Annotated in this window: 28 protein-coding genes; 16 read left to right on the top strand and 12 right to left on the bottom strand. The window is 66.3% G+C overall.

Annotated elements, in window-relative coordinates; all coding sequences use genetic code 11:
- Positions 1-93: 93 nt before the first annotated feature.
- A complete protein-coding gene (locus tag ACPTTF_RS05375) occupies positions 94-1,884 on the top strand; it encodes an acyl-CoA dehydrogenase (RefSeq protein WP_423370491.1) in 1,791 nt (596 codons plus the stop codon).
- Between the two features lie 93 nt (positions 1,885-1,977).
- Here the strand turns inward: ACPTTF_RS05375 and ACPTTF_RS05380 are convergent, their stop codons facing one another.
- Entirely contained in the window at positions 1,978-3,264 is a 1,287-nt protein-coding gene (locus ACPTTF_RS05380; RefSeq protein ID WP_166957526.1) for a D-amino acid dehydrogenase, read from the bottom strand.
- Positions 3,265-3,409: 145 nt separating this feature from the next.
- On the opposite strand from ACPTTF_RS05380, the gene ACPTTF_RS05385 reads away from it, so the two are divergent.
- Together ACPTTF_RS05385 and ACPTTF_RS05390 are read left to right on the top strand one after the other, a co-directional pair.
- A complete protein-coding gene (locus ACPTTF_RS05385; protein ID WP_166957528.1) occupies positions 3,410-3,898 on the top strand; it encodes an Lrp/AsnC ligand binding domain-containing protein in 489 nt (162 codons plus the stop codon).
- 90 nt (positions 3,899-3,988) lie between these two features.
- Positions 3,989-5,176 carry a PA0069 family radical SAM protein gene (locus tag ACPTTF_RS05390; protein WP_423370492.1) on the top strand — a complete coding sequence of 396 codons (1,188 nt, stop codon included), beginning with the start codon at positions 3,989-3,991 and terminating at the stop codon, positions 5,174-5,176.
- Between the two features lie 49 nt (positions 5,177-5,225).
- Here ACPTTF_RS05390 and ACPTTF_RS05395 read toward each other — a convergent pair whose 3' ends face one another.
- A complete protein-coding gene (locus ACPTTF_RS05395) occupies positions 5,226-5,693 on the bottom strand; it encodes an NINE protein (RefSeq protein WP_060062168.1) in 468 nt (155 codons plus the stop codon).
- A 109-nt stretch (positions 5,694-5,802) separates the two neighbouring features.
- Positions 5,803-6,942: a PQQ-dependent sugar dehydrogenase gene (locus ACPTTF_RS05400; protein WP_423370493.1), complete on the bottom strand. Its 1,140-nt coding sequence runs from the start codon at positions 6,940-6,942 to the stop codon at positions 5,803-5,805.
- 152 nt (positions 6,943-7,094) lie between these two features.
- Between ACPTTF_RS05400 and rpsP the strand changes: the two genes are divergently transcribed.
- The 6 genes from rpsP to ACPTTF_RS05430 all read left to right on the top strand — a co-directional run bounded on the left by rpsP (position 7,095) and on the right by ACPTTF_RS05430 (position 11,224).
- Positions 7,095-7,349, top strand: a complete 255-nt coding sequence (gene rpsP, locus ACPTTF_RS05405; protein ID WP_006050280.1) for a 30S ribosomal protein S16 — start codon at positions 7,095-7,097, stop codon at positions 7,347-7,349.
- A 42-nt stretch (positions 7,350-7,391) separates the two neighbouring features.
- Positions 7,392-8,069, top strand: a complete 678-nt coding sequence (rimM, locus tag ACPTTF_RS05410; RefSeq protein ID WP_166957534.1) for a ribosome maturation factor RimM — start codon at positions 7,392-7,394, stop codon at positions 8,067-8,069.
- A gap of 1 nt (position 8,070) precedes the next feature.
- Positions 8,071-8,865 (top strand): tRNA (guanosine(37)-N1)-methyltransferase TrmD, encoded by a 795-nt coding sequence (trmD, locus tag ACPTTF_RS05415; protein WP_043181891.1) that lies wholly within the window; start codon positions 8,071-8,073, stop codon positions 8,863-8,865.
- A gap of 133 nt (positions 8,866-8,998) precedes the next feature.
- A complete protein-coding gene (rplS, locus tag ACPTTF_RS05420) occupies positions 8,999-9,391 on the top strand; it encodes a 50S ribosomal protein L19 (protein WP_166957536.1) in 393 nt (130 codons plus the stop codon).
- 87 nt (positions 9,392-9,478) lie between these two features.
- The gene (locus ACPTTF_RS05425; RefSeq protein WP_423370494.1) at positions 9,479-10,165 is read left to right on the top strand and encodes a CoA pyrophosphatase; all 687 of its coding nucleotides are present in this window, start codon (positions 9,479-9,481) and stop codon (positions 10,163-10,165) included.
- Positions 10,166-10,285: 120 nt separating this feature from the next.
- Positions 10,286-11,224, top strand: coding sequence for a CobD/CbiB family protein (locus tag ACPTTF_RS05430; RefSeq protein WP_166957540.1), 939 nt, complete (start codon positions 10,286-10,288; stop codon positions 11,222-11,224).
- A gap of 64 nt (positions 11,225-11,288) precedes the next feature.
- Here ACPTTF_RS05430 and ACPTTF_RS05435 read toward each other — a convergent pair whose 3' ends face one another.
- The 3 genes from ACPTTF_RS05435 to ACPTTF_RS05445 all read right to left on the bottom strand — a co-directional run bounded on the left by ACPTTF_RS05435 (position 11,289) and on the right by ACPTTF_RS05445 (position 13,866).
- Positions 11,289-11,606, bottom strand: coding sequence for a DUF2007 domain-containing protein (locus tag ACPTTF_RS05435; RefSeq protein WP_423370495.1), 318 nt, complete (start codon positions 11,604-11,606; stop codon positions 11,289-11,291).
- Positions 11,607-11,668: 62 nt separating this feature from the next.
- Complete coding sequence (rsgA, locus tag ACPTTF_RS05440) at positions 11,669-12,610, bottom strand: ribosome small subunit-dependent GTPase A (RefSeq protein WP_166957544.1); 942 nt, start codon at positions 12,608-12,610, stop codon at positions 11,669-11,671.
- Positions 12,607-13,866: a M48 family metallopeptidase gene (locus ACPTTF_RS05445; RefSeq protein ID WP_166957546.1), complete on the bottom strand. Its 1,260-nt coding sequence runs from the start codon at positions 13,864-13,866 to the stop codon at positions 12,607-12,609. The genes rsgA and ACPTTF_RS05445 overlap by 4 nt, the downstream gene beginning before the upstream one ends.
- Positions 13,867-13,983: 117 nt before the next feature.
- Here ACPTTF_RS05445 and orn point away from each other — a divergent pair, with 117 nt between their 5' ends.
- Positions 13,984-14,604, top strand: a complete 621-nt coding sequence (gene orn, locus ACPTTF_RS05450; protein ID WP_423370496.1) for an oligoribonuclease — start codon at positions 13,984-13,986, stop codon at positions 14,602-14,604.
- A gap of 34 nt (positions 14,605-14,638) precedes the next feature.
- On the opposite strand, the gene mog is transcribed toward orn, so the two are convergent.
- Both mog and yjgA read right to left on the bottom strand, forming a co-directional pair.
- Positions 14,639-15,247 (bottom strand): molybdopterin adenylyltransferase, encoded by a 609-nt coding sequence (mog, locus tag ACPTTF_RS05455; protein ID WP_080681382.1) that lies wholly within the window; start codon positions 15,245-15,247, stop codon positions 14,639-14,641.
- The gene (gene yjgA, locus ACPTTF_RS05460; protein ID WP_423370497.1) at positions 15,231-15,833 is read right to left on the bottom strand and encodes a ribosome biogenesis factor YjgA; all 603 of its coding nucleotides are present in this window, start codon (positions 15,831-15,833) and stop codon (positions 15,231-15,233) included. Before yjgA ends, mog begins: the two co-directional genes overlap by 17 nt.
- A gap of 127 nt (positions 15,834-15,960) precedes the next feature.
- Here yjgA and pmbA point away from each other — a divergent pair, with 127 nt between their 5' ends.
- A complete protein-coding gene (pmbA, locus tag ACPTTF_RS05465) occupies positions 15,961-17,331 on the top strand; it encodes a metalloprotease PmbA (protein ID WP_166957552.1) in 1,371 nt (456 codons plus the stop codon).
- A gap of 81 nt (positions 17,332-17,412) precedes the next feature.
- Here the strand turns inward: pmbA and ACPTTF_RS05470 are convergent, their stop codons facing one another.
- A complete protein-coding gene (locus ACPTTF_RS05470) occupies positions 17,413-17,913 on the bottom strand; it encodes a dihydrofolate reductase (RefSeq protein WP_423370498.1) in 501 nt (166 codons plus the stop codon).
- A gap of 26 nt (positions 17,914-17,939) precedes the next feature.
- Between ACPTTF_RS05470 and ACPTTF_RS05475 the strand changes: the two genes are divergently transcribed.
- Positions 17,940-18,161 (top strand): hypothetical protein, encoded by a 222-nt coding sequence (locus tag ACPTTF_RS05475; RefSeq protein WP_166957556.1) that lies wholly within the window; start codon positions 17,940-17,942, stop codon positions 18,159-18,161.
- Positions 18,162-18,187: 26 nt separating this feature from the next.
- Here ACPTTF_RS05475 and ACPTTF_RS05480 read toward each other — a convergent pair whose 3' ends face one another.
- Positions 18,188-18,406, bottom strand: coding sequence for a hypothetical protein (locus tag ACPTTF_RS05480; RefSeq protein WP_423370499.1), 219 nt, complete (start codon positions 18,404-18,406; stop codon positions 18,188-18,190).
- Positions 18,407-19,015: 609 nt separating this feature from the next.
- Here ACPTTF_RS05480 and ACPTTF_RS05485 point away from each other — a divergent pair.
- Positions 19,016-20,413, top strand: coding sequence for a sigma 54-interacting transcriptional regulator (locus ACPTTF_RS05485; protein WP_423370500.1), 1,398 nt, complete (start codon positions 19,016-19,018; stop codon positions 20,411-20,413).
- A gap of 41 nt (positions 20,414-20,454) precedes the next feature.
- A complete protein-coding gene (locus ACPTTF_RS05490; protein WP_423370501.1) occupies positions 20,455-21,426 on the top strand; it encodes a thymidylate synthase in 972 nt (323 codons plus the stop codon).
- Between the two features lie 102 nt (positions 21,427-21,528).
- Here the strand turns inward: ACPTTF_RS05490 and ACPTTF_RS05495 are convergent, their stop codons facing one another.
- Both ACPTTF_RS05495 and ACPTTF_RS05500 read right to left on the bottom strand, forming a co-directional pair.
- Positions 21,529-24,093, bottom strand: a complete 2,565-nt coding sequence (locus tag ACPTTF_RS05495) for a DUF6600 domain-containing protein (RefSeq protein ID WP_423370502.1) — start codon at positions 24,091-24,093, stop codon at positions 21,529-21,531.
- 162 nt (positions 24,094-24,255) lie between these two features.
- On the bottom strand, positions 24,256-24,963 hold the full coding sequence (locus ACPTTF_RS05500) for an ArsR/SmtB family transcription factor (RefSeq protein ID WP_166957566.1): 708 nt from the start codon (positions 24,961-24,963) through the stop codon (positions 24,256-24,258).
- Positions 24,964-25,158: 195 nt separating this feature from the next.
- Here ACPTTF_RS05500 and ACPTTF_RS05505 point away from each other — a divergent pair, with 195 nt between their 5' ends.
- On the top strand, positions 25,159-25,299 hold the full coding sequence (locus ACPTTF_RS05505) for a hypothetical protein (protein WP_163008963.1): 141 nt from the start codon (positions 25,159-25,161) through the stop codon (positions 25,297-25,299).
- A 132-nt stretch (positions 25,300-25,431) separates the two neighbouring features.
- Positions 25,432-25,944 carry an acyl-CoA thioesterase gene (locus ACPTTF_RS05510; protein WP_012328135.1) on the top strand — a complete coding sequence of 171 codons (513 nt, stop codon included), beginning with the start codon at positions 25,432-25,434 and terminating at the stop codon, positions 25,942-25,944.
- Positions 25,945-25,964 lie beyond the last annotated feature (20 nt).

Raw genomic sequence — 25,964 nt, forward strand, 5'->3', positions numbered from 1 at the left:
CGTGACGCTTCAGCGGTAAGCACATGAGAAGAGGGGCGCGACGAGCGCCCCTTTTTTTCGCCATCGACAGAAGAGAGAAGAGGGAGACGCACCATGAGCTATAACGCCCCCGTCAAGGACATGCTGTTCGTGCTGAAGGAACTGGCCGGCATCGACGCCGTCGCGCAGTTGCCCGGTTTCGAGGATGCCGGTTACGACACGGCGCAGGCCGTGCTCGACGAATCCGCGAAATTCTGCGGCGAGGTACTGGCGCCGCTGAACGTCGAAGGCGACCGCAATCCGAGCAGCTGGAAGGACGGCGTCGTGACCGCGACGCCGGGCTTCGGCGAAGCGTTCCGCCAGTTCGTCGAAGGCGGCTGGCAGGGGCTGCAGCACCCGTCCGAATACGACGGCCAGGGGCTGCCGAAGCTGATCGCGACGCCGTGCATCGAGATGCTGAACGCGGCGAACCTGTCGTTCGCGCTGTGTCCGCTCCTGACCGACGGCGCGATCGAGGCGCTGCTGACGGCCGGCACCGATGAGCAGAAGCAGCGCTACGTGCCGAAGCTGATCTCGGGCGAATGGACCGGCACGATGAACCTGACCGAGCCGCAGGCGGGCTCGGATCTCGCGCTGGTGCGCTCGCGCGCCGAGCCGCAGGGCGACGGCACGTACAAGGTGTTCGGCACGAAGATCTTCATCACGTGGGGCGAGCACGACATGGCGGACAACATCGTCCACCTGGTGCTGGCGCGCACGCCGAACGCGCCGGAAGGCGTGAAGGGCATCTCGCTGTTCATCGTGCCGAAGTTCATGGTCAACGAGGACGGCTCGCTGGGCGCGCGCAACGACGTGCACTGCGTGTCGATCGAGCACAAGCTCGGGATCAAGGCGAGCCCGACGGCGGTGCTGCAATATGGCGATAACGGCGGCGCGATCGGCTACCTGATCGGCGAGGAGAACCGCGGCCTCGAATACATGTTCATCATGATGAACGCGGCGCGCTTCGGCGTCGGGATGCAGGGGATCGGCGTGGCCGACCGCGCGTACCAGAAGGCCGCGGAATTCGCGAAGGAACGCGTGCAGAGCCGCCCGGTGGACGGTTCGGCGAAGCAGTCGGTGACGATCATCCATCACCCGGACGTGCGCCGCATGCTCGGCACGATGCGCGCGCTGACCGAAGGCGCGCGGGCGCTGGCTTACGTGGCCGCGGCGCACAGCGACATTGCCCACCGCCATTCGGACGAGGCGACGCGTGGCCGTCATCAGGCAATCTACGAGTATCTGGTGCCGGTGGTGAAGGGCTGGAGCACGGAGATGGTGAACGACGTGGCGAGCCTGGGCGTGCAGGTGCACGGCGGGATGGGCTTCATCGAGGAGACGGGCGCGGCGCAGTACTATCGCGATGCGCGGATCCTGGCGATCTACGAAGGCACGACGGCGATCCAGGCGAACGACCTGGTGGGTCGCAAGACGATGCGCGACGGCGGCGCGGTGGCGAAGGCGCTGATCGCGGAGATCGGCGGGACGGTCGCGGCGCTGGACAAGCTGGACGGCGCGGCGGCCGCGTCGATGAAGGTGCAGCTGGAGAAGGGCGCGAAGGCGCTGTCGTCGGTGGTGGATTACGTGGTGGCGAACGTGAAACAGGACCCGAACGCGGTGTTCGCGGGCAGCGTGCCGTACCTGAAGCTGGCGGGCGTGGTGCTGTGCGGGTGGCAGATGGCGCGTGCGCTGGTGGCCGCGCAGGCGAACCGCTCGAGCGATCCGGCGTTCTTCGATGCGAAGATTGCGATCGCGCAGCTCTATGCGGAGCACGTGCTGGTGCAGGCAGGCGGGCTCGAAGCGTCGATCGTCGGCACGAAGGGCAACGAGGGCGTGCTCGCGTTGACGGAAGATCAGTTCTGACCGCGCGCAACACTATCGCGAAATGAAAAAGGCGCCCCAAGGGGCGCCTTTCTTTTTGCCACCGACCGGGCCCGCATTGCAGGCCGTCGCGGCTTACGCGTACGCCGGGCGCGTCTGACCGGCCACTTCCTTCAGGTAACGATGCACCGACAGGTCGTCGGCCTGGATCGCAGGCATCTTGCCCGAGATCAGGTCTGCGAGCAGCTGGCCCGAACCGCACGACATCGTCCAGCCGAGCGTGCCGTGGCCGGTGTTCAGGAACAGGTTCGACACCGGCGTGCGGCCGACGATCGGCGTGCCGTCCGGCGTCATCGGGCGCAGGCCTGTCCAGAACGTGGCCTTCGACGTGTCGCCGCCGCCCGGGAACAGGTCGTTCACGCACATTTCGAGCGTTTCGCGGCGCGCGGCGCGCAGCTTCTTGTCGAAGCCGACGATTTCCGCCATGCCGCCGACGCGGATGCGCTGGTCGAAACGCGTGATCGCGATCTTGTAGGTTTCGTCGAGCACCGTCGACACGGGCGCGGCCGCTTCGTTGACGATCGGCGCGGTGATCGAATAGCCCTTCAGCGGATAGACGGGGATCTTCATCAGGTTCGAGATGAAGCTGGTCGAGTACGAGCCGAGCGCGACGACGTACGCGTCCGCACGCACCGTCTCGCTGCCGCACTGTACGCCGGCGATCTTGCCGCCCGCGATCGCGAGCGCATCGATCGGCGTGTTGTAGCGGAACTTGACGCCGAGCGATTCGGCGAGTGCGGCGAGGCGCGTCGTGAACAGCTGGCAGTCGCCCGTTTCGTCACCCGGTAGGCGCAGGCCGCCCGTCAGCTTGTGCGAGACAGCGGCGAGGGCCGGTTCGGCGTTCTTCAGGTCGGCCGGCGAAAGCAGTTCGAACGGCACGTTCGCTTCCTTCAGGACGGCGATGTCCTTCGCTGCACCGTCGAGTTGCTGCTGCGTGCGGAACAACTGGAGCGTGCCGCCCGTGCGGCCTTCGTATTCGATGCCGGTATCGGCGCGCAGCGCCTGCAGGCAGTCGCGGCTGTATTCGGCAAGGCGAACCATGCGGCCCTTGTTGACTGCATAGCGCTCGGCCGTGCAGTTACGCAGCATCTGGTACATCCACTGGAGCTGGAAGCGAGTGCCGTCGAGGCGGATCGCGAGCGGCGCGTGTTTCTCGAACATCCATTTGACGGCCTTCAGCGGCACGCCGGGTGCGGCCCACGGCGCGGCATAGCCAGGGGAGATCTGGCCAGCGTTCGCGAAGCTCGTCTCGAGCGCCGGGCCGGCCTCCCGGTCGATCACCGTGACTTCATGACCGGCGCGCGCGAGGTAATACGCGCTTGCCACGCCCACCACACCGCTGCCCAGAATGACGACTCGCATAGCTGCTCCAGATGGAAGGGACCAGGTCGAGGCCGGGCGCACCTGCGGCTCCGTGTAACCTCTAGCTGATCTAGTTTTTTGCGCTATGGTATTGTCGAATGTGTAGGTTTTGTTATCGTATTTTTCAGGTTTTCAGCATAAACAAATGAGAACGCAACGTCAGCCCGTACGCTCGCTCGACAAGCTCGACCGGCGCATCCTGAAACTGCTCCAGGACGACGGCCGGATGGCGATGAAAGACCTCGCGGAACAGGTCGGACTGACCGTCACGCCGTGTATCGAGCGTGTACGGCGCATGGAGCGGGATGGCGTGATCACCGGCTATCACGCGCGTGTCGATCCCCACCAGCTGGGTGCCTCGCTGCTGGTGTTCGTCGAGATTACGCTCGGCCACAAGGGTGGCAACATGTTCGAGCAATTCCGCCGGGAAGTGATGAAGATCGACGAGGTGCTCGAGTGCCATCTCGTGTCCGGCGATTTCGACTACCTGATCAAGGCGCGGATCGGCGAGATGGCCGACTACCGGAAGCTGCTCGGCGACATCCTGCTGCAGTTGCCCGGCGCCGTGCAGTCGAAGAGCTACGTCGTGATGGAAGAAATCAAGGAAACGCTGACGATCGCCGTGGGCGACTGACGCGCCTGCGGCAGGTTGTCGGGCTCTTTATCCCGCCCTTGGCACGCTGCGCCCAATACTGTATAAATGTACAGTATTGGGCGCAGGCGAATGGGTGGGTACATGGTCGATCGATCCGACAACGAATTTCCGATAGCGCCGCCCGTGCCCCGCAAGGGGCGCGGTGCGGTCGACAACCTGCAGGGGCGATACGAAATCGCGCAGCGTGAAGCGGTCGACGACGGCTGGACACACGAGTCGGACGATGCCGATTTCCCCGCGCCGCTGCGCACGCAGGTATTCGAGGAGCGGGCGAAGAGCATCCTGACGCACAACCAGTCGCCCGATATTCCGTTCAGCGTATCGCTCAATCCGTATCGCGGTTGCGAGCACGGGTGCATCTACTGCTTTGCGCGTCCGACGCACAGTTATCTCGGCTTGTCGCCGGGGCTCGATTTCGAAAGCCGCATCTATGCGAAGGTCAATGCGGCCGAACTGCTCGAGCGCGAGATTGCGCGCAAGCGCTACGTGCCGGAGCCGATCGCGCTCGGCGTCAACACCGACGCCTACCAGCCGGTCGAGCGCGACCTGCGCATCACGCGCAGCGTGATCCAGGTGATGCACGATCGCGGGCTGCCGTTCGCGGCGATCACGAAGTCGTCGCTGATCGAGCGCGATCTCGACCTGCTCGCACCGATGGCCGAACGCAGGCAGGTGATGGCGGCGGTCACGATCACGACGCTCGATGCCGATCTCGCGCGCACGCTCGAGCCGCGCGCGGCGACGCCGGCGCGCCGGTTGCGCACGATCCGTGCGCTGAGCGAGGCAGGCGTGCCGGTCGGCGTGAGCATTGCACCGATGATTCCGTTCGTCACCGAGCCCGATATGGAGCGCGTGCTCGAGGCGTGCGCGGAAGCCGGCGCAACGCATGCGAGCTACATCATCCTGAGGCTGCCGTGGGAAGTCGCGCCGCTGTTCAAGAACTGGCTTGCCGCGCATTTTCCCGACCGCGCGGAGCGCGTGATGAACCGCGTGCGCGACATGCGCGGCGGGAAAGACTACGACTCGGATTTCTCGAAACGGATGAAAGGCGAGGGGATCTGGGCCGACCTGCTGCGGCAGCGTTTCCGCCAGGCCGTCAAGCGGCTCGGGATGAACGAGCGCACGAACGGCATTCTCGATCTGTCGCAGTTCCGGGGCGCGTCGGCTGCTGCGGTGCCGGTGCCGCGCGTTGCTGGTCGTTCGGCCGGCACGCGGTCGACGCAGTCGCGCGACGACATGCAATTGAACCTGTTCTGACCAGCGCGCTAAACCGGCGCAGGGTGCCGGTACGTCGCGTTCGTTGCGCTTACTGCGAAATCTGCTTGGCCGCTTCGACCTGCGACTCGAAATACGTCTGGAACGACAACGCGAGCGCCGTCATCAGCAGGAACGCACCGATCAGCAGCGAGAAGATCACCACGAAGATCACGGTCCAGCCCGACTTGCTGTGCTTGCCCGTCTCCGCATTGAATTGCGCGTCCCATTTTTCGTCGGGGCGTAACCCGTAGACGAGCGCGGCGAGGAATGCGGCCAGCAGCGAGATTGCGCCGGGTACCGCGAGCCACCAGCCGAGGCCGGCACTGCGCTGGGTCGCGGCGAGCAAGAGGAAGCCCGGGATGCCGACGATCGTCGCAAGCAGGTGCGCCCAGCCGTACACGTCGCGAAAGCCATACAGATAGAAGCGGTGCGCGCCGAGCGATCCGAACAGGAACGCGAGGGCGGCGGTGAGCGTCTTGGAGCGGAAGCGGCGGGACGGTGCGGTGCTGCTGGACATGGATGGCGGCGTATTGTCGTTGGCATGGGTGGCCGGCGGGCCGGCGCGGGCACGCGGCCCGGCACGCATTCTACGATGCCCGGTCGGGCCCGGTCATCCCTTGCCTGCGTCAAGGTGCCGCATAGGTCACGCGGTAGATGGCGCCGGCGTAATCGTCGCTGATGAGCAGCGAGCCGTCCGGTAGCGGCAGTACGTCGGCCGGGCGTCCCCATACCGTGCCGTCGGGCCGCAGCCAGCCCGTGACGAATGGCGTCTCGCGCGCCTGGCTGCCGTCCGCCGACACGATCACACGCATCACGCGGTAGCCGACCTTCGTGCTGCGGTTCCACGAGCCGTGTTCGGCAATGAACACGTTATTGCGATACGACGCCGGAAACATCGGCCCGGTATAGAAGCGCATGCCGAGCGCGGCAACGTGCGCGCCGAGCTTCAATACGGGCGGCACGTAGCGGCGGCATACGTCGGCACTGCCGAATTCGGGGTCGGGCGTGTCGCCGCCATGGCAGTACGGAAAGCCGAAGTCGAGCCCGGCGCGCGGGGCGCGGTTCAGCTTGTCGTCGGGCACGTCGTCGCCCATCATGTCGCGCCCGTTGTCGGTAAACCACAGCTCACCCGAATCGGGGTGCCACGCGAAGCCGACCGTATTGCGTACGCCGCGCGCGACAACCTCGTTCCCGCTACCGTCCGCCTTCATGCGTGCGATGATCGCGTAGCGGCTGCGATCGGCGAGGCAGACGTTGCATGGCGCGCCGGTCGGCACGTACAGCTTGCCGTCAGGGCCGAATGCGATGAATTTCCAGCCGTGATGGTGTTCGGTCGGCAGCGCGTCGGTTACGACGGCGGGTGTGGGCGGTGTGGCGAGCCGGTCGTCGATGTGATCGAGGCGCAGGATGCGCGAGACGGCTGATATATAGAGTGCGCCGCTACGGTAGGCGACGCCGACGGGCATGTCGAGCCCGGACGCGATCACGTAGCGCGCGCTGATCCGGCCCTCGTGCATCACGAACGCATGCACGCGGCCTTCCCGGGTGCCGACATACAGGATGCCGCGCGGCGACCACGCCATTTCGCGCGCGGTCGGTACCGCATCGGTCAGCACTTCGACGTGGAAGCCGGGCGGCACGACGAGTTCGCCCACCGGCAACGGCGCGGCAAGCGCCGGTGCGGATGCGAGGCAGGCGAGACCGGCAAGCAGCGCCGCGAAACGGTGCTGCGCGCGGCGCATCGAGGCGGCGCGAAGGGGCGGCATGACGGTGTGGAGCGTCCCGGACACGACGATTGTATGCCCGCCTGACAGGCCGCCCGCGGATTTTTTACGCGTAAGTGTTTGTTGTACCTCTGGTTTCCGGCTATAATCGCGTGTTTCAGTAGTTTCGAACCCGGTTTTCCGAAGGACATCATATGGTTATCATCCGTCTGGCTCGTGGCGGCTCGAAGAAGCGCCCGTTCTACAACATCGTCGCTACCGATTCGCGCAACCGTCGTGACGGCCGCTTCATCGAGCGCGTTGGTTTCTACAACCCGGTCGCTACGAAGGGCGAATCGCTGCGTATCGCTCAGGATCGCCTGACGTACTGGCAAGGCGTTGGCGCGCAACTGTCGCCGACCGTCGAGCGTCTCGTGAAGGAAGCGCAAAAGGCGCAACCGGCTGCCTGACATGGCACGGTGTGCCGGTCGTGCCGGCTGTGAGGTGCATTGATGGCGGGTCACGATTCCGGTAATGCAAGGCGCGGGCGTGCGTCGTTTGGCGCATTCGTCCGCAAGCCGGTCGAGCGCGACGCTGTCGCGAACGCCGGTGAGGCTGCCGAGCAGGGTAGTCTCGAGGTGGCGCAAGCCTGGCCCGACGATGCCGTCGAGGTCGGGGCGGTGGTCGACGCCTATGGCCTGAAGGGCTGGGTCAAGGTGGCGGCGCATGCCGACGCCGGTCGCGGCGGCGATGCGCTGCTCAAGGCGCGTCGCTGGTGGCTGGAGCGCGGCGCGGAGCGGCTTTCCGTTCGCATCATGCAGTCGAAGACGCACAGCGATACTGTCGTTGCGCAACTCGAGGGTGTGAGCGACCGCGATGCCGCGCTGGCCATGCGCGGCTTTCGCGTGTTCGTGCGTCGAGAAGATTTCCCGGCATTGGCCGCGGACGAATTCTATTGGGTCGACCTGATCGGTCTCGATGTCGTCAACGAGCAATCGGTGGCGCTCGGGAAGGTGAGCGGGATGATCGACAATGGCGTGCATTCGATCATGCGTGTCGAGTATCCGGCGACCGGCAAAGACGGTCAGCCGACCACCGACGAGCGGTTGATTCCGTTCGTCGGCGTATACGTCAAAACGGTGGACCAGGCGGCGCGTCGCATCGTCGTCGACTGGGAAGCCGATTACTGAAATGAACCAGGTTACCGAGAGCGCGGTGCAGTTCGACGTCGTCACGCTCTTCCCCGAGATGTTCCGTGCACTGACCGACTGGGGGATCACCAGCCGGGCCGTCAAGCAAGGGCGCTTCGGGTTGCGCACCTGGAACCCGCGTGATTTCACGACGGACAACTACCGCACGGTCGACGATCGTCCGTACGGCGGCGGTCCGGGCATGGTGATGCTGGCCAGGCCGCTCGAAGCCGCGATCGATGCCGCGAAAGCGGCACAGGCGGAGCAGGGCATCGCGAGCACGCGTGTCGTGATGATGTCGCCGCAAGGTGCACCGCTCACACACGATCGCGCGGTGCGGATGGCGCAGGAACCCGGTGTCGTCGTACTGTGTGGTCGCTATGAAGCGATCGACCAGCGCCTGCTCGATCGTTGCGTCGACGAGGAAATCAGCCTCGGCGATTTCGTCCTGTCTGGCGGAGAGTTGCCGGCGATGGCGATGATGGATGCCGTCGTGCGGTTGCTGCCCGGCGTGCTGAACGATTCGCTGTCGGCCGTGCAGGACAGTTTCGCCGACGGGCTGCTCGATTGTCCGCACTACACGCGCCCGGAGGAATACGACGGCGTGCGCGTGCCGGATGTGCTGCTCGGCGGGCATCATGCCGAGATCGAGCGGTGGCGGCGGCAGGAAGCCTTGCGGAATACATTGCGGAAGCGGCCGGACCTGATCGTCCGGGCGCGCCGCGAGAAGTTGTTGAGCCGGGCCGACGAGGCGTGGCTTGCGAACCTCGCACGCGAAGCGAAGAACGCCTCCTGAGGCGGCTGCGCGGGCGGGAATTGGCGGTGCCGTGCATGCGTGCGCGGTACCTGATGTGAATCCATCCTCTATCGGGGCCAGGCCTGGAAGCAGGCGGGTGCCAACGCCGACACGATGGCATAAGGAGTCAGTAATGAATCTGATCGAAAAACTTGAGCAGGAAGAAATCGAGCGCGCGCTCGCCGGCAAGACGATTCCCGATTTCGCCCCGGGCGATACGGTGATCGTGAACGTGAACGTGGTTGAAGGTACCCGCAAGCGCGTTCAGGCTTACGAAGGCGTCGTGATCGCGATTCGCAGCCGTGGTCTGAACTCGAACTTCATCGTCCGCAAGATCTCGTCGGGCGAAGGCGTCGAGCGTACGTTCCAGACGTACTCGCCGCTGCTGGCAAGCATCGTCGTGAAGCGTCGCGGTGATGTGCGTCGTGCGAAGCTGTACTACCTGCGCGAGCGTTCGGGCAAGTCGGCTCGTATCAAGGAAAAGCTGGTGTCGAAGGATCGCGCCGCAGCAGCTTCCCAAGAGTAAGAGCTGTAAGGAAAAAGCACCCAACCGGGTGCTTTTTTCATTCTGGCGCGACAATATGCTCGATACGACACGAACCCGAGAGCCCCATTGAATCGCCGCCCCATCATCGATCCCGAAGTCCTGCCCGTCGAAGGCACCGGCGCCGGCCTGCCGGCCATCGATTCCCGCCTGATGACGCCGTCCGGCCTGCGCGACCGTTTCGCACGCGCGCTCGAATGGAGTGTCGAGCCCGGCGAAGCGAGACTGCAGGAGGGCGTCGATCCACGTAGCGCGGCCGTCCTCGTCCCGCTCGTCGTCCGCGAGTCTGGCCTCACCATGCTGCTGACCCAGCGCGCTGACCACCTGAACGACCACGCCGGACAGATCAGTTTCCCCGGCGGTCGTCGTGAACCGTTCGATCGCGATGCAACCGCAACCGCGCTGCGCGAGGCGAAGGAAGAGATCGGGCTGGCAGACGAGCGTGTCGAGATCCTCGGCGCGTTGCCCGACTACCTGACCGGCACGGGCTTCTGCGTGACGCCGGTGGTCGGCCTCGTGCATCCGCCGTTCACCGTTCAGGCCGACACTTTCGAAGTGGCCGAGATTTTCGAAGTGCCGCTCGCATTCCTGATGAATCCCGCGAACCATCAGGTTCGTGTGTTCCGCTGGGAAGGCGGTGAGCGTCGTTTTTTTGCGATGCCCTATCCGAATGGCGAACCCGGCGGGCATTACTTCATCTGGGGCGCAACTGCCGGCATGTTGCGCAATCTGTACCGCTTCTTGGCCGCCGGCTAGGCGCACACGGCGGCTGGCGCGCGCGGATGGCTGCCGCGCGACCGCGCCGGCAGCCATCCGGTGCTTACGCTGTGCTATCGTTATGCAAAAAATGACATAACTCCGAAGACGGCGCCACGCATGACTTTCTTTTCGGTTCTCCTCGCTCTCATCATCGAACAGGTCCGCGCGTTGTCGCCGAACAATCCGGTGTTCGCGCTGTTCCAGTTTCATGCGGAAACCGTCGCGCATGGTCTCGACGCAGGCAAGCAGAAGCACGGCATCCTCGCATGGCTCGCGGTCGTGCTGCCGTGGGTGCTGATCGTCGCGCTGGTCTATTTCCTGCTGTACAAGGTGAGCTTCGTGCTCGCGTTCATCTGGAACGTCGTCGTCGTGTATTTCACGCTCGGCTTCCGCCAGTTCAGCCACTACTTCACCGACATCCACCTCGCGCTCAACAACGATGACGTGCCGCGTGCGCGCGAAATCCTGCACGAGTGGACGGGTATCGACACGGTCGACATGCCAGTTGGCGAAATCGTCCGCCACACGCTGATTCACGCCGTTGTCGCATCGCATCGCCACGTGTTCGGCGTGTTCTTCTGGTACGTGCTGCCGATCGGCCCGGCCGGTGCGGTGCTGTACCGGATTTCCGAATACCTCGCGCGCAGCTGGTCGACGCCGGGCGACGACCGCACGGCGGCCTTCTCGACGTTCGCGCAGCGCGCGTTCTTCGTGATCGACTGGATTCCCTCGCGACTGACCGCTCTCGGATTCGCAATCGTCGGCAATTTCGAGGACGCGATCTACGCGTGGCGCAACCACACGCGCCAGTGGCCCGATCCGAACGACGGCGTCCTGCTGGCGGCCGGTAGCGGAGCGCTCGGCGCACGCCTCGCCGGGCCGCTCGCGGAACCGTCGAGCCTCGATGCGCTGGCGGTCGGTGACAGCGGCCCGTTGACGGTGGGCGACGATTGCACGCCGCGTACGCTGCAATCCGCAGTTGGCCTCGTCTGGCGCGCGGTGATCCTGTGGATGATTCTGCTGCTGATGCTGACGCTCGCCGTCTGGGTGTCGTGACGGGGCGGTACGGTACCCGATGAAAGGCAAAAGGCCGGCTTGATGCCGGCCTTTCTGCTGTGAGTCAATCGTCGCGCGGGTCGCGTACGGCGCCGCATTGCCAGCACGCGGTGAACTGGGCTTCGAGCGCCTCGCCGCACTGCCGGCAGCGCCACGCCGCGGCACCGGCCGACGGGCCGTGCGACGCGGCGTCGAGGAGCCGGCGCGCGAGCGCGTCGTCGCGTTCGTCGTCGAGCCACAGCTCGGGCGTGCACGCGTCGGCGGGCAGGCCGCCCAGCGCGCCGGTCGCGTAGCAGTTATGCAGCTCGCAACCGATGCCCGCTACCTGAAGCACGTTGGCCCAATGCTGCGCCGTCGCAAGATTGGGTGCCTTGAAACGCATGGCGGCTCCTGTCGGTGAAGGCCGGTCCGAACGGTGCCGGCCACCGCGCGCCTGTCGCGCGATCAGCGGACGATCTGGCTCGCCTCGTGCACGAGCTGCGCATACAGCGCATGCCGCGACGGCGCGATGCGGCCGTCGTCGACGGCTTCGAGAATCGCGCAGCCGGGCTCGTGCAGATGATGACAATTATAGAAACGGCAGTCGGCGAGCAGCGGCCGGAACTCCGGAAATGCACGCTCGAGACGGCCTTCCGTCAGGTGGTAGAGGCCGAATTCCTGGAAGCCCGGCGAATCGATCAGTGCACCGCCACCTTCCAGCGGGTAGAGGCGCGTGAACGTCGTCGTGTGACGGCCGCTGTTGAGCGCGGCCGAAATCTCGCGCGTGGCGGCTTCGGCATCGGGAACGAGCAGGTTCACGAGCGTCGACTTGCCCATCCCGGACTGGCCGAGCAGGATCGTCGAATGCCCGGCGAGGTGCGGCATCAGTTGCGCGCGCGCGTCGTCGGGCGAGCCTTTCACCGACAGCTCGAGCACGTCATAGCCGAGTGCGCGGTAGGGTGCGAGGCGTTCGCGCGCGACCGGCAGCGCGGCTTCGACGTCGATCTTGTTCAGCACGACGAGCGGCTTCAGCTCGTTCGCCTCGGCGGCAATCAGCGCGCGGCCGAGCAGGTCCTCGCTGAAGTAGGGCTCGGTCGCGAGCACGATCAGCAACTGGTCGAGGTTGGCCGCGAACAGCTTCGACTTGAACTGGTCGGAACGGTACAGCAGGTTGCGTCGTTCGCCGATCTCGACGATGACGCCCTGGTCGGCTGATGCGAGTTCGTAAGCAACACGGTCGCCGACCGCGATATCGCTCTTCTTGCCGCGCGGGAAGCACTGCAGCATCGGGCCGCCATCGTCGGGCGCGACGATGTAGTGGCGCCCGTGCGCCGCGATCACGCGGCCTTCGGCACGTTGCGCGCCCGACGCGCGCGGTGCCGGCTTGCGGGAGGTCGGCCGGCTCATGCGTGCTGCATCAGGCGGTCGATCCGCTGCGAGGCGGGCGGATGCGAGTAGTAGAAGGCCGTGTAGACAGGGTCGGGCGTCAGCGTCGACGCGTTGTCCTCGTAGAGCTTCACGAGTGCGCTGACGAGATCCTGCGCGTCGGTCTGGCTGGCCGCGAATGCGTCGGCCTCGAATTCGTGCTTGCGCGACGTGAGGCTGCCGAACGGCGTCGCGAAGAACAGGAACACGGGAATCGCGAGGAAGAACAGCACGAGCGCGGCACCCGCGTTGCTCGTGTCGAGCGACGGCGTGACTCCAAGCCCGGTGTAGAACCATGTGCGTTGCGCAAGCCAGCCGAGCAGCGCGAGCAGCACGAGGCTCAGCACGAACGACACGAGCATCCGCTTCATCACGTGGCGGCGCTTGAAGTGGCCGAGTTCGTGCGCAAGCACGGCCTCGATTTCCTGGCCGGACAGGCGCGCGAGCAGCGTGTCGAAGAACACGATCCGCTTCGAGGCGCCGAAGCCCGTGAAGTACGCGTTGCCGTGCGCGGAGCGGCGGCTGCCGTCCATCACGAACAGGCCCTTCGCCGCAAAGCCGCAGCGCTTCATCAGCGACTCGATGCGCGCGCGCAGCGCGTCGTCCTTCAGCGGCTCGAACTTGTTGAAGATCGGTGCGATGAAGGTCGGGTAGATCAGCAGCACGAGCATCTGGAACGCGACCCAGACGATCCAGGTCCACAGCCACCAAAGGCTGCCGGCCTGGTTCATCAGCCACAGCACGACGAACAGCAGCGGCAGGCCGAGTGCGGCGCCGAGCAGCGAGTTTTTCAGCATGTCGGTGAAAAACAGCCGCTTCGTCATCCGGTTGAAGCCGAAGCGCTGTTCGATCCCGAACTGGCGGTAATACTCGAACGGGACGTCGATTACGCTCGTGATCACGAGCACCGCCGCGACGAGCGCGACCTGCTGCCCGTAGCCGCGGCCGAGCCAGCCGGTGAGCAGCGTGTCGAGCGCGCCGACGCCGCCGAGCAGCGTGAGGCCGACCAGCACGGCCGCGCTGACGACGATCTCGAGCATCGTCAGCCGGGTGCGCTCGACCGTATAGTCGGCCGCGCGCTGGTGGGCGGTCAGCGGGATGGTCGCGCTGAACTGCGCGGGGACGCCGTTGCGGTGCGCCGCGACGAAGCGGATCTGCCGCGACGCGAGCCACAGCTTGGTGACGACCATCGCGAGTACGGCGAGCGCGAACAGCAGGGTGAACGAAAAGGGTGACATCGAAGGCGCCAAAGGGTTCTATGCGAGAATTATATGTTCTTGCGGACCGGGCCCGCTGATGCGATGCCGGCCGCCCGGGCGGCGCCGCGCGCCGTCCGCCATTTTCCAGGATGACTCATGACCGATACCGCCGCTTCCACCAGCCAGCCCGCGCTCGTGCGCAACGAGTTGAACCTCGTCTGGCTCGACATGGAGATGACGGGCCTCGACCCGGATAACGACCGCATCATCGAGATCGCGGTCGTCGTGACCAATTCCACGCTCGACATCGCGGTCGAGGGCCCCGTCTTCGCGATCCACCAGAGCGACGAAACGCTCGCGAAGATGGACGACTGGAACAAGTCGACGCACGGCCGCTCGGGCCTGATCGACCGCGTACGCGCGTCGACCGTGACCGAAGCGGAAGCCGCCGCGCAGTTGCAGGCATTCCTCGCGCAGTACGTGTCGCCCGGCAAGTCGCCGATGTGCGGCAACTCGATCTGCCAGGACCGCCGCTTCATGGCGCGCTGGATGCCCGAATTCGAGCGGTTCTTCCATTACCGCAATCTCGACGTCAGCACGCTCAAGGAGCTGTGCCGCCGCTGGCAGCCCGCGATCTACAAGGGTTTCCAGAAGCGCGCGATGCATACGGCGCTCGCGGACATCCACGAATCGATCGACGAGCTGAAGTACTACCGTGAGCATTTCCTGATTCCGGCCGCGCCGGCTTCGGCGGGCGAATCCGCGCCGGCCGCCTGAGCGGGCCGGCACGCGCCCGGCGCTGGGTACAGGCTCAGCGCCGCGCGCTTTTCGGCCGGAACGCCGCGACCACCGCGGCGTCGGTCTCGATATACGGGCCGCCGATCAGGTCGATGCAGTAGGGCACGGCGGCGAAGATGCCGGGTACGGTCGACTTGCCGTCGGCATCGCGCAACCCTTCGAGCGTTTCCCGGATCGATTTCGGTTGACCGGGCAGGTTGATGATCAGCGCCGCATGGTCGGCCGTCTCGCGGATCACCGCGACCTGCCGCGACAGGATCGCGGTCGGCACGAAATTCAGGCTGATCTGCCGCATCTGTTCGCCGAACCCGGGCATTTCCTTCGTCGCCACGGCCAGCGTGGCCTCGGGCGTCACGTCGCGGCGCGCGGGGCCTGTGCCGCCCGTCGTCAGCACGAGGTCGCACCCCGCGACGTCGACGAGCTCGGCGAGCGTGGCGGAAATCGTGGGCGCATCGTCCTGGATCAGGCGCGTTTCGGCGCGCCACGGCGACACCAGCGCGCCGGCGAGCCACTCCTGCAGCGCCGGAATGCCCTTGTCTTCGTAGACGCCCGTGCTCGCGCGGTCGCTGATCGACACGAGGCCGACAACGAGCTCGTCCGGGTGGTTACGCTTCGTCGTCATGGTCGTCCCCGGCGTCGTCCGCCGCGTCGTCGTCCGCAACGGACGTGCCGCCAGCGGTCTTGATCCACTGGAACAGCTCGCGGAAATAGCGCGGCGGCTTGCCTTGCTGCGCTTCCTTGCGTGCGTTGCGGATCAGCGTGCGGCCTTCCTGGATATCGGCTTCCGGGTGCTGGTGCAGGAATTCGGTCAGCGCGTCGTCGCTCGCGAGCAACTGTTCGCGCGTGCGTTCGATCCAGTGCAGGCGGGCCGTCGCGGCCTTGTTCACGCCGCGCTGCGCGTCGAGCGCGGTGCGCAGCGCGGCCGTCTCGTCGTCGGTCAGCGAGCGCATCACGCGGCCGACGTACTGGAGCTGGCGGCGCTTGCCTTCGTGATCGGTGATCCGGCGCGCCTCGCGCACGGCGTCCGAGAGGCTTTCGGGCATCGGCATGCGCTTCAGCGCGTCTTTCGGCAGATCGACGAGCGCCTGGCCGAGCACCTGCAGCTCGTGCATCTCGCGCTTCAACTGGGATTTGCTGGGGCGATCGTAGCCGTTGTCGTCGTCTTCGACGGCATGCTCGATCGGCTGGATTCGGGTTTTGCGTGTCATGGGCGGCATTGTATCGCGCCGCGGACACCCCAAGCTTGTCGGTGTCCGGCCCCGGACCTTGCTATGATCGCGGGATACGCAACATTTTGACCATGCGGGCGCCCGCCCGCCACCGGATACCAAGACGATGGCAGCCAATCTCGACGTACAAGCGCGCTATTTCCCGCACACGCAGGACCAGCTCAAAGAAATCGCGTCGGACATCCTTCGCCATGCGAAGGCACTCGGCGCGTCGGACGCCGCGACCGAAATCTCCGAAGGCGACGGCCTGTCGGTGTCGGTGCGCCGCGGCGAAGTCGAAACGATCGAGCATAACCGCGACAAGATGGTCGGCGTGACCGTGTTCATCGGCAAGAAACGCGGCAACGCGAGCACGTCGGATTTCTCGCCGGGCGCGATCAAGGATACCGTCGCCGCCGCCTACAACATTGCGCGCTTCACGGCCGAGGACGAGGCCGCCGGCCTCGCCGAGGCCGAGCTGCTCGAAACCGACCCGCGCGACCTCGATCTGTACCACCCGTGGGCGCTGACGGCCGACGAGGCCGTCGAGCTCGCCCGCCGCGCGGAAGATGCCGCATTCGCAGTCAGCCCGCAGATCCGCAATTCGGAAGGCGCGAGCGTGTCGGCCCAGCATTCGCAGTTCGTGCTCGCGACGTCGCGTGGCTTCCTGTCCGGCTACCCGTATTCGCGCCACTACATCGCCTGCGCGCCGATCGCGGGCAGCGGCCGCCACATGCAGCGCGACGACTGGTATTCGTCGAAGCGCAGCGCAATCGATCTCGCGGCGCCCGAAGCGGTGGGCCGTTACGCGGCCGAGCGTGCGCTCGCGCGGATGGGCGCGCGCCGTCTCGACACCCGCAAGGTGCCCGTGCTGTTCGAGGCGCCGCTCGCGGCCGGGCTGCTCGGCGCGTTCGTACAGGCGGTGAGTGGCGGCGCGCTGTACCGCAAGACGTCGTTCCTCGTCGACAGCCTCGGCAAGCCGGTGTTCGCGCCGCACATCCAGGTCGTCGAGGATCCGCACGTGCCGCGCGCGATGGGCAGCGCGCCGTTCGACGAGGAAGGCGTGCGCACGCGTGCACGCAGCGTCGTCAAGGATGGCGTCGTCGAAGGCTACTTCCTGTCGACCTATTCGGCGCGCAAGCTCGGCACGCAAACCACCGGCAACGCGGGTGGTTCGCACAACCTCGCGCTGCGCAGCTCGAACACGCAGCCGGGCGACGATTTCGACGCGATGCTGAAGAAGCTCGGCACGGGCCTGTTGCTGACCGAGCTGATGGGGCAGGGCGTGAACTACGTAACGGGCGACTATTCGCGCGGCGCGGCGGGCTTCTGGGTCGAGAACGGCGTGATCCAGTATCCGGTCGAGGAAATCACGGTCGCGAGCACGCTGCAGGAGATGTTCCGGCATATCGTAGCGATCGGCGCCGATTCGATCGTGCGCGGCACGAAGGAAACGGGCTCGGTGCTGATCGAGCAGATGACGATCGCCGGGCAGTAAGCGGCGCGCGGCATCGGCCGCCATCAAACGAAAAAGCCCGACGGCGTGAGCCTGTCGGGCTTTTTCATTGCGCGCGATACGTCAGCCGTGCTTGCGCTCGTAGACGACGAACGCATAGCCGAACGTGTTTGGCGCGGAGGCCTGGTGCACATCGCGCGACACTTCCTGCCAGTGCGCGGCGTCGGGTGCCGGGAACGATGCGTCACCGTCGAAGTCGGCGTCGATCTCGGTGACGACCAGCTTGTCGGCGAGTGCGAGGCCTTCCGTATAGAGTTGCGCGCCACCGATCAGGAACGCCTCGGGCACCCCGTCGCGCGCGGCGAGCGCCAGCGCATCGGCGAGCGACGTGACCGTATCGCAGCCGTCGAAGCGTCGCGTGGCGTCGCGCGTGACGACGATATTGCGGCGGCCCGGCAGCGGCCGGCCGATCGACTCATGGGTCTTGCGACCCATCACGATCGGTGCGCCCATCGTCGTGCGCTTGAAGAAGGCGAGATCCTCGGGAAGTTTCCAGGGCAACTGGTTGTCGCGGCCGATGATGCCGTTGCGGGCACGCGCGACGATCAGGGTCAACGTCGTCATGAAGGTCGGGGGAGAGGAAAACCGGAATGGCGCCGATTTTACCGGAACGGCGGCGCGCACCGGTTCCGGATGTGTGCATCCGCCTTCCTGCGCTGCGCGCCGCGACGTTTGAAGCAACGCGTCGCGGCAACGGAATGAATAAAAAGAGTGCCCGCCGGGGGACGGAGCACAAAACCGTTTCGTGTTGCGAGATCGCAGGAGGCCGGCATCTGATCGATGCTGTCCGGCCCGCTAAAATCAATATGTGATCCTTATCAAATGGATCGATTGATGCTCACTGGTGCGTACTGCCTTGCGTGGTGCCTTCCATCGCGTGCTGCACGTCGCCCGGCTGCGGTGCCGGGAGTGGCATCGGCAACTGGGGCGGCGGGGGGATCTCGTCCCACAGTGTCACTGAAGTCCTGCCGGCCGGCAGCGGTTGCGGTGCCGACACGGTCACGATGCCGAACCCGATGCCGTGCTGCATGCTCGGCACGTTTGCCGCAAGCAGCATTGCGTGATCCGGACTCGAGCTTTCGTCTGCGCGTACGGGCGTAGGCGGGCCCGCGGCCGCGACCGCAATGGTCATCGGCACGAAAGAAAGTAAAAGATGTTTTCGCATGGTCGCTGTCTCCGACGTTTTCCATATTCAGCGAAATGCATGCCATCGCGCCGCGACCGTTGTCGAGCCTGCGATTCGTGCGCAAGCGTTGCGAATTGTGTCGGAAAACGGCTGAAAATGTTTCAGGCCTGAAACGAGGGGGCTCGGGAATACTGCGGATTCAATCGATACGCTTCAAGGATGACAATCGTCGCATGCGTTGATGGCAGAACGCATCGCTGCGCAGGTGCTATGTGCAGACGATTGACATGCATCGACCTCCTGAGCGATTCGGCCGTATCGCCCACCGCGCTGAAATCGGATTGTCGTATTCAGTGCCTATAACTAAGCTGTCTTGATCAAAATAACTGGACGCGAGATAAGCGCCATCATGCGAGGCTTTGTCGTCGCCGCGCATCGGCATGGCGAATCGAGCCGCCTTCGGCTGACCCGATTCGAACCTTTCGCACGTGACCTGGCGTGCACGGCAATCGTTAGACGGTTGAGGAACGGGGTGAGGATATGGGAGCCGATCTGCGGCACGTGATCTACTATTCGCGCGAACCGAACGACGCGTTGCGCGGCCATTTCGACGAATGCGGTTGGCGTGTCGATCTCGCGGAGACCGTGCGAGACGTACGACGCGTCGTGCAGCATGGTGTCGCAACGGCCGGGTTGCTCGATTTTTCGCCGGGCTTCAAGCCCTCGGATCTGCGCGAACTCGAATCCTGTCTGAGCATTCAGCACATCGGCTGGATCGCGGCGACGCGCCGCGGCCAGTTGCAGGACGCCACGCTGCGCCATCTCATTCGTGACTACTGTTTCGACTACGTGACGATGCCGTACGAGACGGCGCGGATCGTCGAGACCGTCGGTCATGCGCACGGCATGGTCGCGCTGACGGAACCCGTTGCGCCGCCCGTCGGGGCCGGACGCAGCGAAGGCGAAATGGTTGGAACCTGCGATGCGATGCTGGGGCTCTTCAGGACGATTCGCCGCGTTGCGGCAACCGATGCGCCGGTGTTCATCTCCGGCGAATCGGGTACGGGCAAGGAACTGACGGCGGTCGCGATTCATGAGCGTTCGTCGCGCGCGCAGGCGTCGTTCATCGCGATCAATTGCGGCGCGATCCCGTCGACGCTGCTGCAGGCCGAGCTGTTCGGCTACGAGCGCGGTGCGTTCACCGGCGCCAACCAGCGCAAGATCGGCCGCGTCGAGGCCGCCAACGGCGGCACGCTGTTTCTCGACGAGATCGGCGATTTGCCGCTCGAAAGCCAGGCAAGCCTGCTGCGCTTCCTGCAGGAAGGCAAGATCGAGCGGCTCGGTGCTCACGTATCGGTGCCCGTCGACGTGCGCGTGATCTGTGCGACGCACGTGGACATGGAGGCGGCGTTGCGCGAAGGGCGGTTCCGCGAGGACCTGTTCCATCGCCTGTGCGTGCTGAAGATCGAGGAACCGCCGTTGCGCGCGCGCGGCAAGGACATCGAGATACTCGCGCGCCACATGCTCGAGCGTTTCAAGGGCGACGCGCATCGTCGCCTGCGCGGCTTTTCCCCTGACGCGGTCGCGTCGCTGTACGGTTATTCGTGGCCGGGCAACGTGCGCGAACTGATCAATCGCGTGCGCCGCGCGATCGTCATGTCGGAGGGGCGGATGATCACTGCGGCCGATCTCGAGCTGAACGACTTTGCGACGCTCGCGCCCGTGTCGCTGCTGGAGGCGCGTGAGGCGGCCGAACGGCAGGCGATCGAGCAGGCGCTGTTGCGCCATCGCGGCCGTTTCGCGGATGCCGCGCGCGAACTCGGCGTGTCGCGCGTCACACTCTACCGGCTGATGTGCGCGCACGGGATGCGCGATCGCGGCGAAACGCTGGCAGGGTTTTCGGCGCCGTTGCCGGAGCTTCCTCACCACGCTTGCTAAAATTGGCGGGTACGGCCGCCCTCGCGGCCGAAGGAACCCGCATGAAACAGTATCTCGATCTCGTTCGTACCATTCTCGATACCGGCGCCTGGCAGGAGAACCGCACGGGGATCCGCACCATCAGCATGCCGGGCGCGATGCTCCGCTTCGACCTGCAGCAAGGTTTTCCGGCCGTAACGACCAAGAAGCTCGCGTTCAAGTCGGCGATCGGCGAACTGGTCGGCTTCCTGCGTGCTTCCCGCAGCGCGGCCGATTTCCGCGCGCTCGGCTGCAAGGTGTGGGACGCGAACGCGAACGAGAACGAGCAGTGGCTCGCGAACCCGTATCGCCAGGGCGTCGACGATCTCGGCGACGTGTACGGCGTGCAATGGCGCCAGTGGCCGGGCTACAAGGTGCTCGACGCGGGCGCCGATGCGCAAATCGCCGATGCGACGCGCCGCGGCTTCCGGATCGTCACGCGTTTCGACGAAGACGGCGCGCCAAAGGTGCTGCTGTACAAGGCGATCGACCAGCTGCGCCAGTGCCTGGACACGATCATGGAGAACCCGTCCGACCGCCGCATCCTGTTTCACGCGTGGAATCCTGCCGTGCTCGACCAGATCGCGCTGCCCGCGTGCCATCTGCTGTACCAGTTCCTGCCGAACGCGACGAAGCGCGAAATCTCGCTGTGCCTGTACATCCGCAGCAACGACGTCGGCCTCGGCACGCCGTTCAACCTGACGGAAGGGGCCGCGCTGCTGGCGCTTGTTGGCCGGCTGACGGGCTACACGCCGCGTTGGTTCACGTACTTCATCGGTGACGCGCACATCTACGAGAACCAGCTCGACATGCTGCAGCAGCAGCTCACGCGCGAGCCGTACGAAAGCCCGCGGCTCGAAATTTCCGAGCGTGTGCCGGATTACGCGAAGACGGGCGTTTATGCGCCCGAGTGGCTGGAGCAGATCGAGCCGTCCGATTTCTCGCTCGTCGGCTATCGCCACCATGAGCCGCTGACCGCACCGATGGCGGTCTGATCGAGCGGCCCGGGCCGCGCGGACGCATCGATCCGCTCCCCACAGGAAAAAGGCCCGACCGGCTGATACCGGTCGGGCCTTTTTGTTTCATGTTTGCGGCACTTACTGGCGATGCCGCTCTTCGTGACCGCCTTGCGGCGGCGGGTTGCTCGGGTGTGGCGCCTCGACGTGCGGCGCCGGTTGCGGCCGCGGTTCCATGCGGGGTGCGGGCATCGACGGGCGCGGTTCCATGCGTGGCGCCGGTTGCGGACGCGGCTCCATGCGCGGCGCCTGCGGCTGCGGGCGCGGCATGTCGTGCACGGCAGGCGCCGGCGGCCGGTACTCGTTCACGCGCGGCGGTGCGATGTCGCGGTGCGGCGCCGGTTGCGCGAATTCGGGGCGCGGTTGCGGCGCCGGGGCGGCCCGTTCCGGTTGCGGCTGTGCGTGCTGGCCCGGCGTCTGGAAATCAGGGCGCGGACGCGGCTGCGAAATCTGCGCCGTGTTGTCGATCCTCGGTTGCGGCAGCGCTCGTGGCGCTTCGTTCCGGCCGCCGGGCTGCATGCCTTGCGGCGTCAGTACGCCTTCCGGACGCGGCACCGCTGCGCTGCGCACGGGCGGCAGCGCATTCTGGCCCGCCGCGTGAAGGGCGGTCGGCGGGGCGGCGCGCTGACGTTCCATCGGCGTGTGCGGCTGCATCCACGCGGGTGACGGCGTCTCGGCTGCGTGTGCGCTGCCGATGCCCAGCGGCGTGTTGCTTGCGACCGGCGGATGCGGGACACCGTTGCCGGGGCCGAAGGCCTGATGCGGCGTCGCGTTGCCGGGCGCCTGCGGCATGCTGCCGTTGGCGAAATGCGGTGCGTTGGGCGGTTCGCCATTCGCCGGCCGCCCGGCATTCAGCGCGCCCGGCACCGGCGCACCCGGTGCACCCGTCCGTCCGGCCTGCACGGCAGGCGGCTGGCCTTCGCGCGGCGCGCGTGACGGCTGCACGACGGGGCCATGCGGATTCACGAGCTGCACGTTGTGCATCGCCCATGCGCCGCCGCCCGGCGTACCCGGTACGCGGACCGGACGCGCCGTATAGTCGGCCGGCACGTTCGTCTTTACGACGGGCGCGCCGGCACCCGGCACGCGCCCGCCTTGCTGCGCGAGGTGGGCGGCGGCCTGGTCGCGATACGCGGCCGGCACTGCGGGATTGCGCGTGGCGACGTACGGGTGCTGGGCAATCGCCGCCGGCGGACGGTAGCTCGCATTGCGCAGCCCGCCGGTGAAGCTTTGGCGCACCGGAGCAATGCCCGGCGTACCCGGCGTGACGTGTGCATTGCGCCATTGCTGCGGGTCAACGTGCTGCGAGAAGTGTGCGACTGGCTGGCCGTGCACGAATGCGGAGGCCGGTACGGCCGTGATCGCATGTGGCGCACGGAAGTTCACGTACGTCTTGTTGATGTTGGTGATATTGGTGATGTTCGTCACGTTCACGGTCTTGTTCACGTTGACGTTGACGTTGACGTTGTTCACAACGATGTTGCGGTTCACGCGGTCGTAGTAGTGCGGGCTCCAGCCGCCCCAGCCCGGATGCCACGGTTCGCCCGGGCCGAGCGCGAACCACGCGCAGCCGGCCGCGGCGACGCCGCCCACCGTGAGCGCGACGCTCCAGTCGGGACCGCCGCCACCGCCCACGAACGCGACGAGTGCCGGTGCATAGACCGGCGGCTGGCTGACGACCACCGGGCCCGGTACCCAGGCCCAGCTATCGTCCACGTACGCCCAGCGGCCGTAGTGATACGGCGCGAAACCCCATGGCGCGTCGTCGACCCACGTCCAGCCCCACGGTGCCTGCCAGATCCAGTGGCCGTCGTGATACGGCGCCCAGTCGGCCGGCGTGTCGTTCGGCACCCATACCTGCCCGTAATTCGGGGTTTCGCGCCACGTGCCGTTCGCGTCGAGATCCTGATAGCCGGGAATGTCACGCGACACATAGCGGGCCGATACCGAGCGCTCTTCGGCCGCGTCGCGGCTGGCGGCCCACTGGTCGAGCGGGTCGGGGCCCGGCGCCGCCGATTGCTGCGCGACCTGCAGGTCGGTGCCCGTGAACACGACCTGCTGCCCGGGCGACAGCGGATACTGGCCGTTGCTGCCGTAGACGGTCGCACTGCCGCTGCGCACCGTCACCGTCGTGCTCGCGCCGTTCGGTGCGACATCGACGCGATAGTCGCCGGGGCCCGTGATGCCGAGCGCGAGGTTCGGCGTGTCGATTTCGTACGATCCGCCGGCCGGCAGATTGCGCACGTGCGTCGACAGGGTGCCGAGTCCCACTTTCAGCTGGGTCGTCGTGTCGTCGAGGTTCAGCACCGACAGGCTCGTCGACTCGCCGAGCCGCACCGCGGCCGAGCCGATGTGCAGTTCCGAGCGCGCACCGGCATCGTTCCAGAGCTGGTCGCCGGTTGTCAGCGGCCGGTTCACGGCGGCATACGACCACGTATCGGTGCCGGCCGGCTCGGTCGTCACGGCGCCCGACAGGTAATTGAGCCGCGCGACACGGCTGGGCGGATCGCCGCCCGGTTGCCGTGCCGCGGCCGCATAGGGAGGGGCGTCGGCCGATTGCGCGAATGCAGGGGGCAGTGCCGCAAGCGCGACGAACGCGAGCAGCGTGCAGCGGGCGGTTCGCTTGAGCGTGAACAGGGTGGCCATGGTGAGCGTCTTCGTCATTATCGCGGCGCGTCGATTCGTGCCGATGAGTTCACAATATCCGCTTGGCCTGTTTCAATGCCCCATGTTTTGTAAGTCGGATGGCACGCGATGTAACAAAACCTGTCCATCGCGCGCCGTTGTCGTGCAGACGCAATCCAGGCGTCAAGCGGACGTAAGCCACCCGTCGAAAACCTGCTGGCCGGGCACGGTCACGCGCAACACGCGCGGTCTTGCGGAACGTTCGATCCAGCCGTTCGCACAGAAGCTCTCGAGCAGCGCCGCGCCGAGCGCGCCACCGAGATGCGAGCGCCGCTCGCTCCAGTCGAGGCAGCCGCATGCGAAGCGGCGCCGGCGCGTGCGTTGCTGCGCGACGTCGATGCCCCATTGGGCCAGCGCCTGCGTGCCGAGTTCGGTGGCCTCGATCGCATCGCCGTCCGCGAGCAGCCAGCCGCGCGCGGTGAGCCCGTCGAAAATGCGTACGGCAAGTTCGCCGGCCATGTGGTCGTAGCAGGTGCGCGCATAGCGCAGTTCGGCTGGTACCGTGCGCGACGGCGGCGGAACCGGGCGGTGCGGCGCGGCCGCGCGGGCGACGTTTGCGAGCGCTTCGAGCGACGCTGCGATGTCGGCCGACGCGATGCGGTAGTAGCGGTGCCGGCCGCGCACGTCGAGCGCGAGCAGGCCGCCTTCGGTCAAGCGCGCGAGGTGGGCGCTTGCGGCGGAAGGCGACAGCCCCGCGATCATCGTCAGTTCGCCTGCCGGTCGTGCGCTGCCGTCCATCAGCACCCACAGCATCGCGGCGCGCCCAGGGTCGGCGATCAGGGAGCCGATGCGGCTCAGGCCCGGAAAGTGGTGGTCGTCTTGGTCGGTCATCGTCGTGTCTCGTCAGGCGGGATGATCTTCAGTGTAGTGGGCGCGCGCATTCGATGTTTCGCTTTTGGCTGAAGTGTCGGATGCAGTCGCACCGGCGTCGTCGATCCGGCGAGCCGGGCTGCGGCCGCATGCGGCGCGCGCGTAGAATGGCCGAAAGCGGCGGCAGCGGGCTGCCGCATGTGACACGATGCAACGATGAAGACGATTTTCTGTTTGCTGGCGGCCGCGCTAGTCTGCGCAGCCTGCGCGCAGGGTGGTGCGGGCGCGGCCGGCGAGCGCGGCGGCAGTATCGAGATGTACGGAACGATCGATCAGGGCATCACGGTGCGCCGCTGACCGGCGCCGGCCGCGTGCGCGCCGGGTACAGCCCCCCGGCAGCCGCGCCATACGGGGCGCCCCGCGACGCGTTGCCGCAGTGCAACGTATAATCGGCCGATTACAGCGCCCCTGCCGCCTGGAGCCAACGCAATGTCCCAACCGTCCCCCGTACCGGCCGCCCTCGACCGCACCGAAACCGTATTCCGCTTCCTCGCCGAACCGTCGTCCGTGAACTTCGGCGGCAAGGTGCATGGCGGCGCGCTGATGAAGTGGATCGACGAAGTCGCGTATGCGTGCGCGGCCGTCTGGTCGAGCCGCTATTGCGTGACGGTCAGCGTCGGCAACATCCGCTTCCAGCGTCCGATCCTGGTCGGCAATCTGGTGGAGCTGAAGGCGCGCGTCGTTGCGACGGGCCGCACCAGCATGCACATCCATGTGTCCGTCCATGCCGGCGATCCGAAGGGCGGTGTGCTGCGCCAGACGACCGATTGCCTTGTCGTGTTCGTCGCGGTCGACGAGAACGGCAACCCGGTGCCGGTGCCGCCGTTCGTGCCCGAGACCGACGAGCAGAAGGTGCTCGCGAAATATGCGGCCGACGTGCGGGCCGCGCTCGACAAGATCGTCGAGATGAAACCGGAAGAAGTCGCGAAAGGCGCGGTTTGATCGCAGCGGGCGCCGCGCAG

The organism is Burkholderia crassaminum, assembly GCF_964265005.1.
Classification (GTDB): domain Bacteria; phylum Pseudomonadota; class Gammaproteobacteria; order Burkholderiales; family Burkholderiaceae; genus Burkholderia.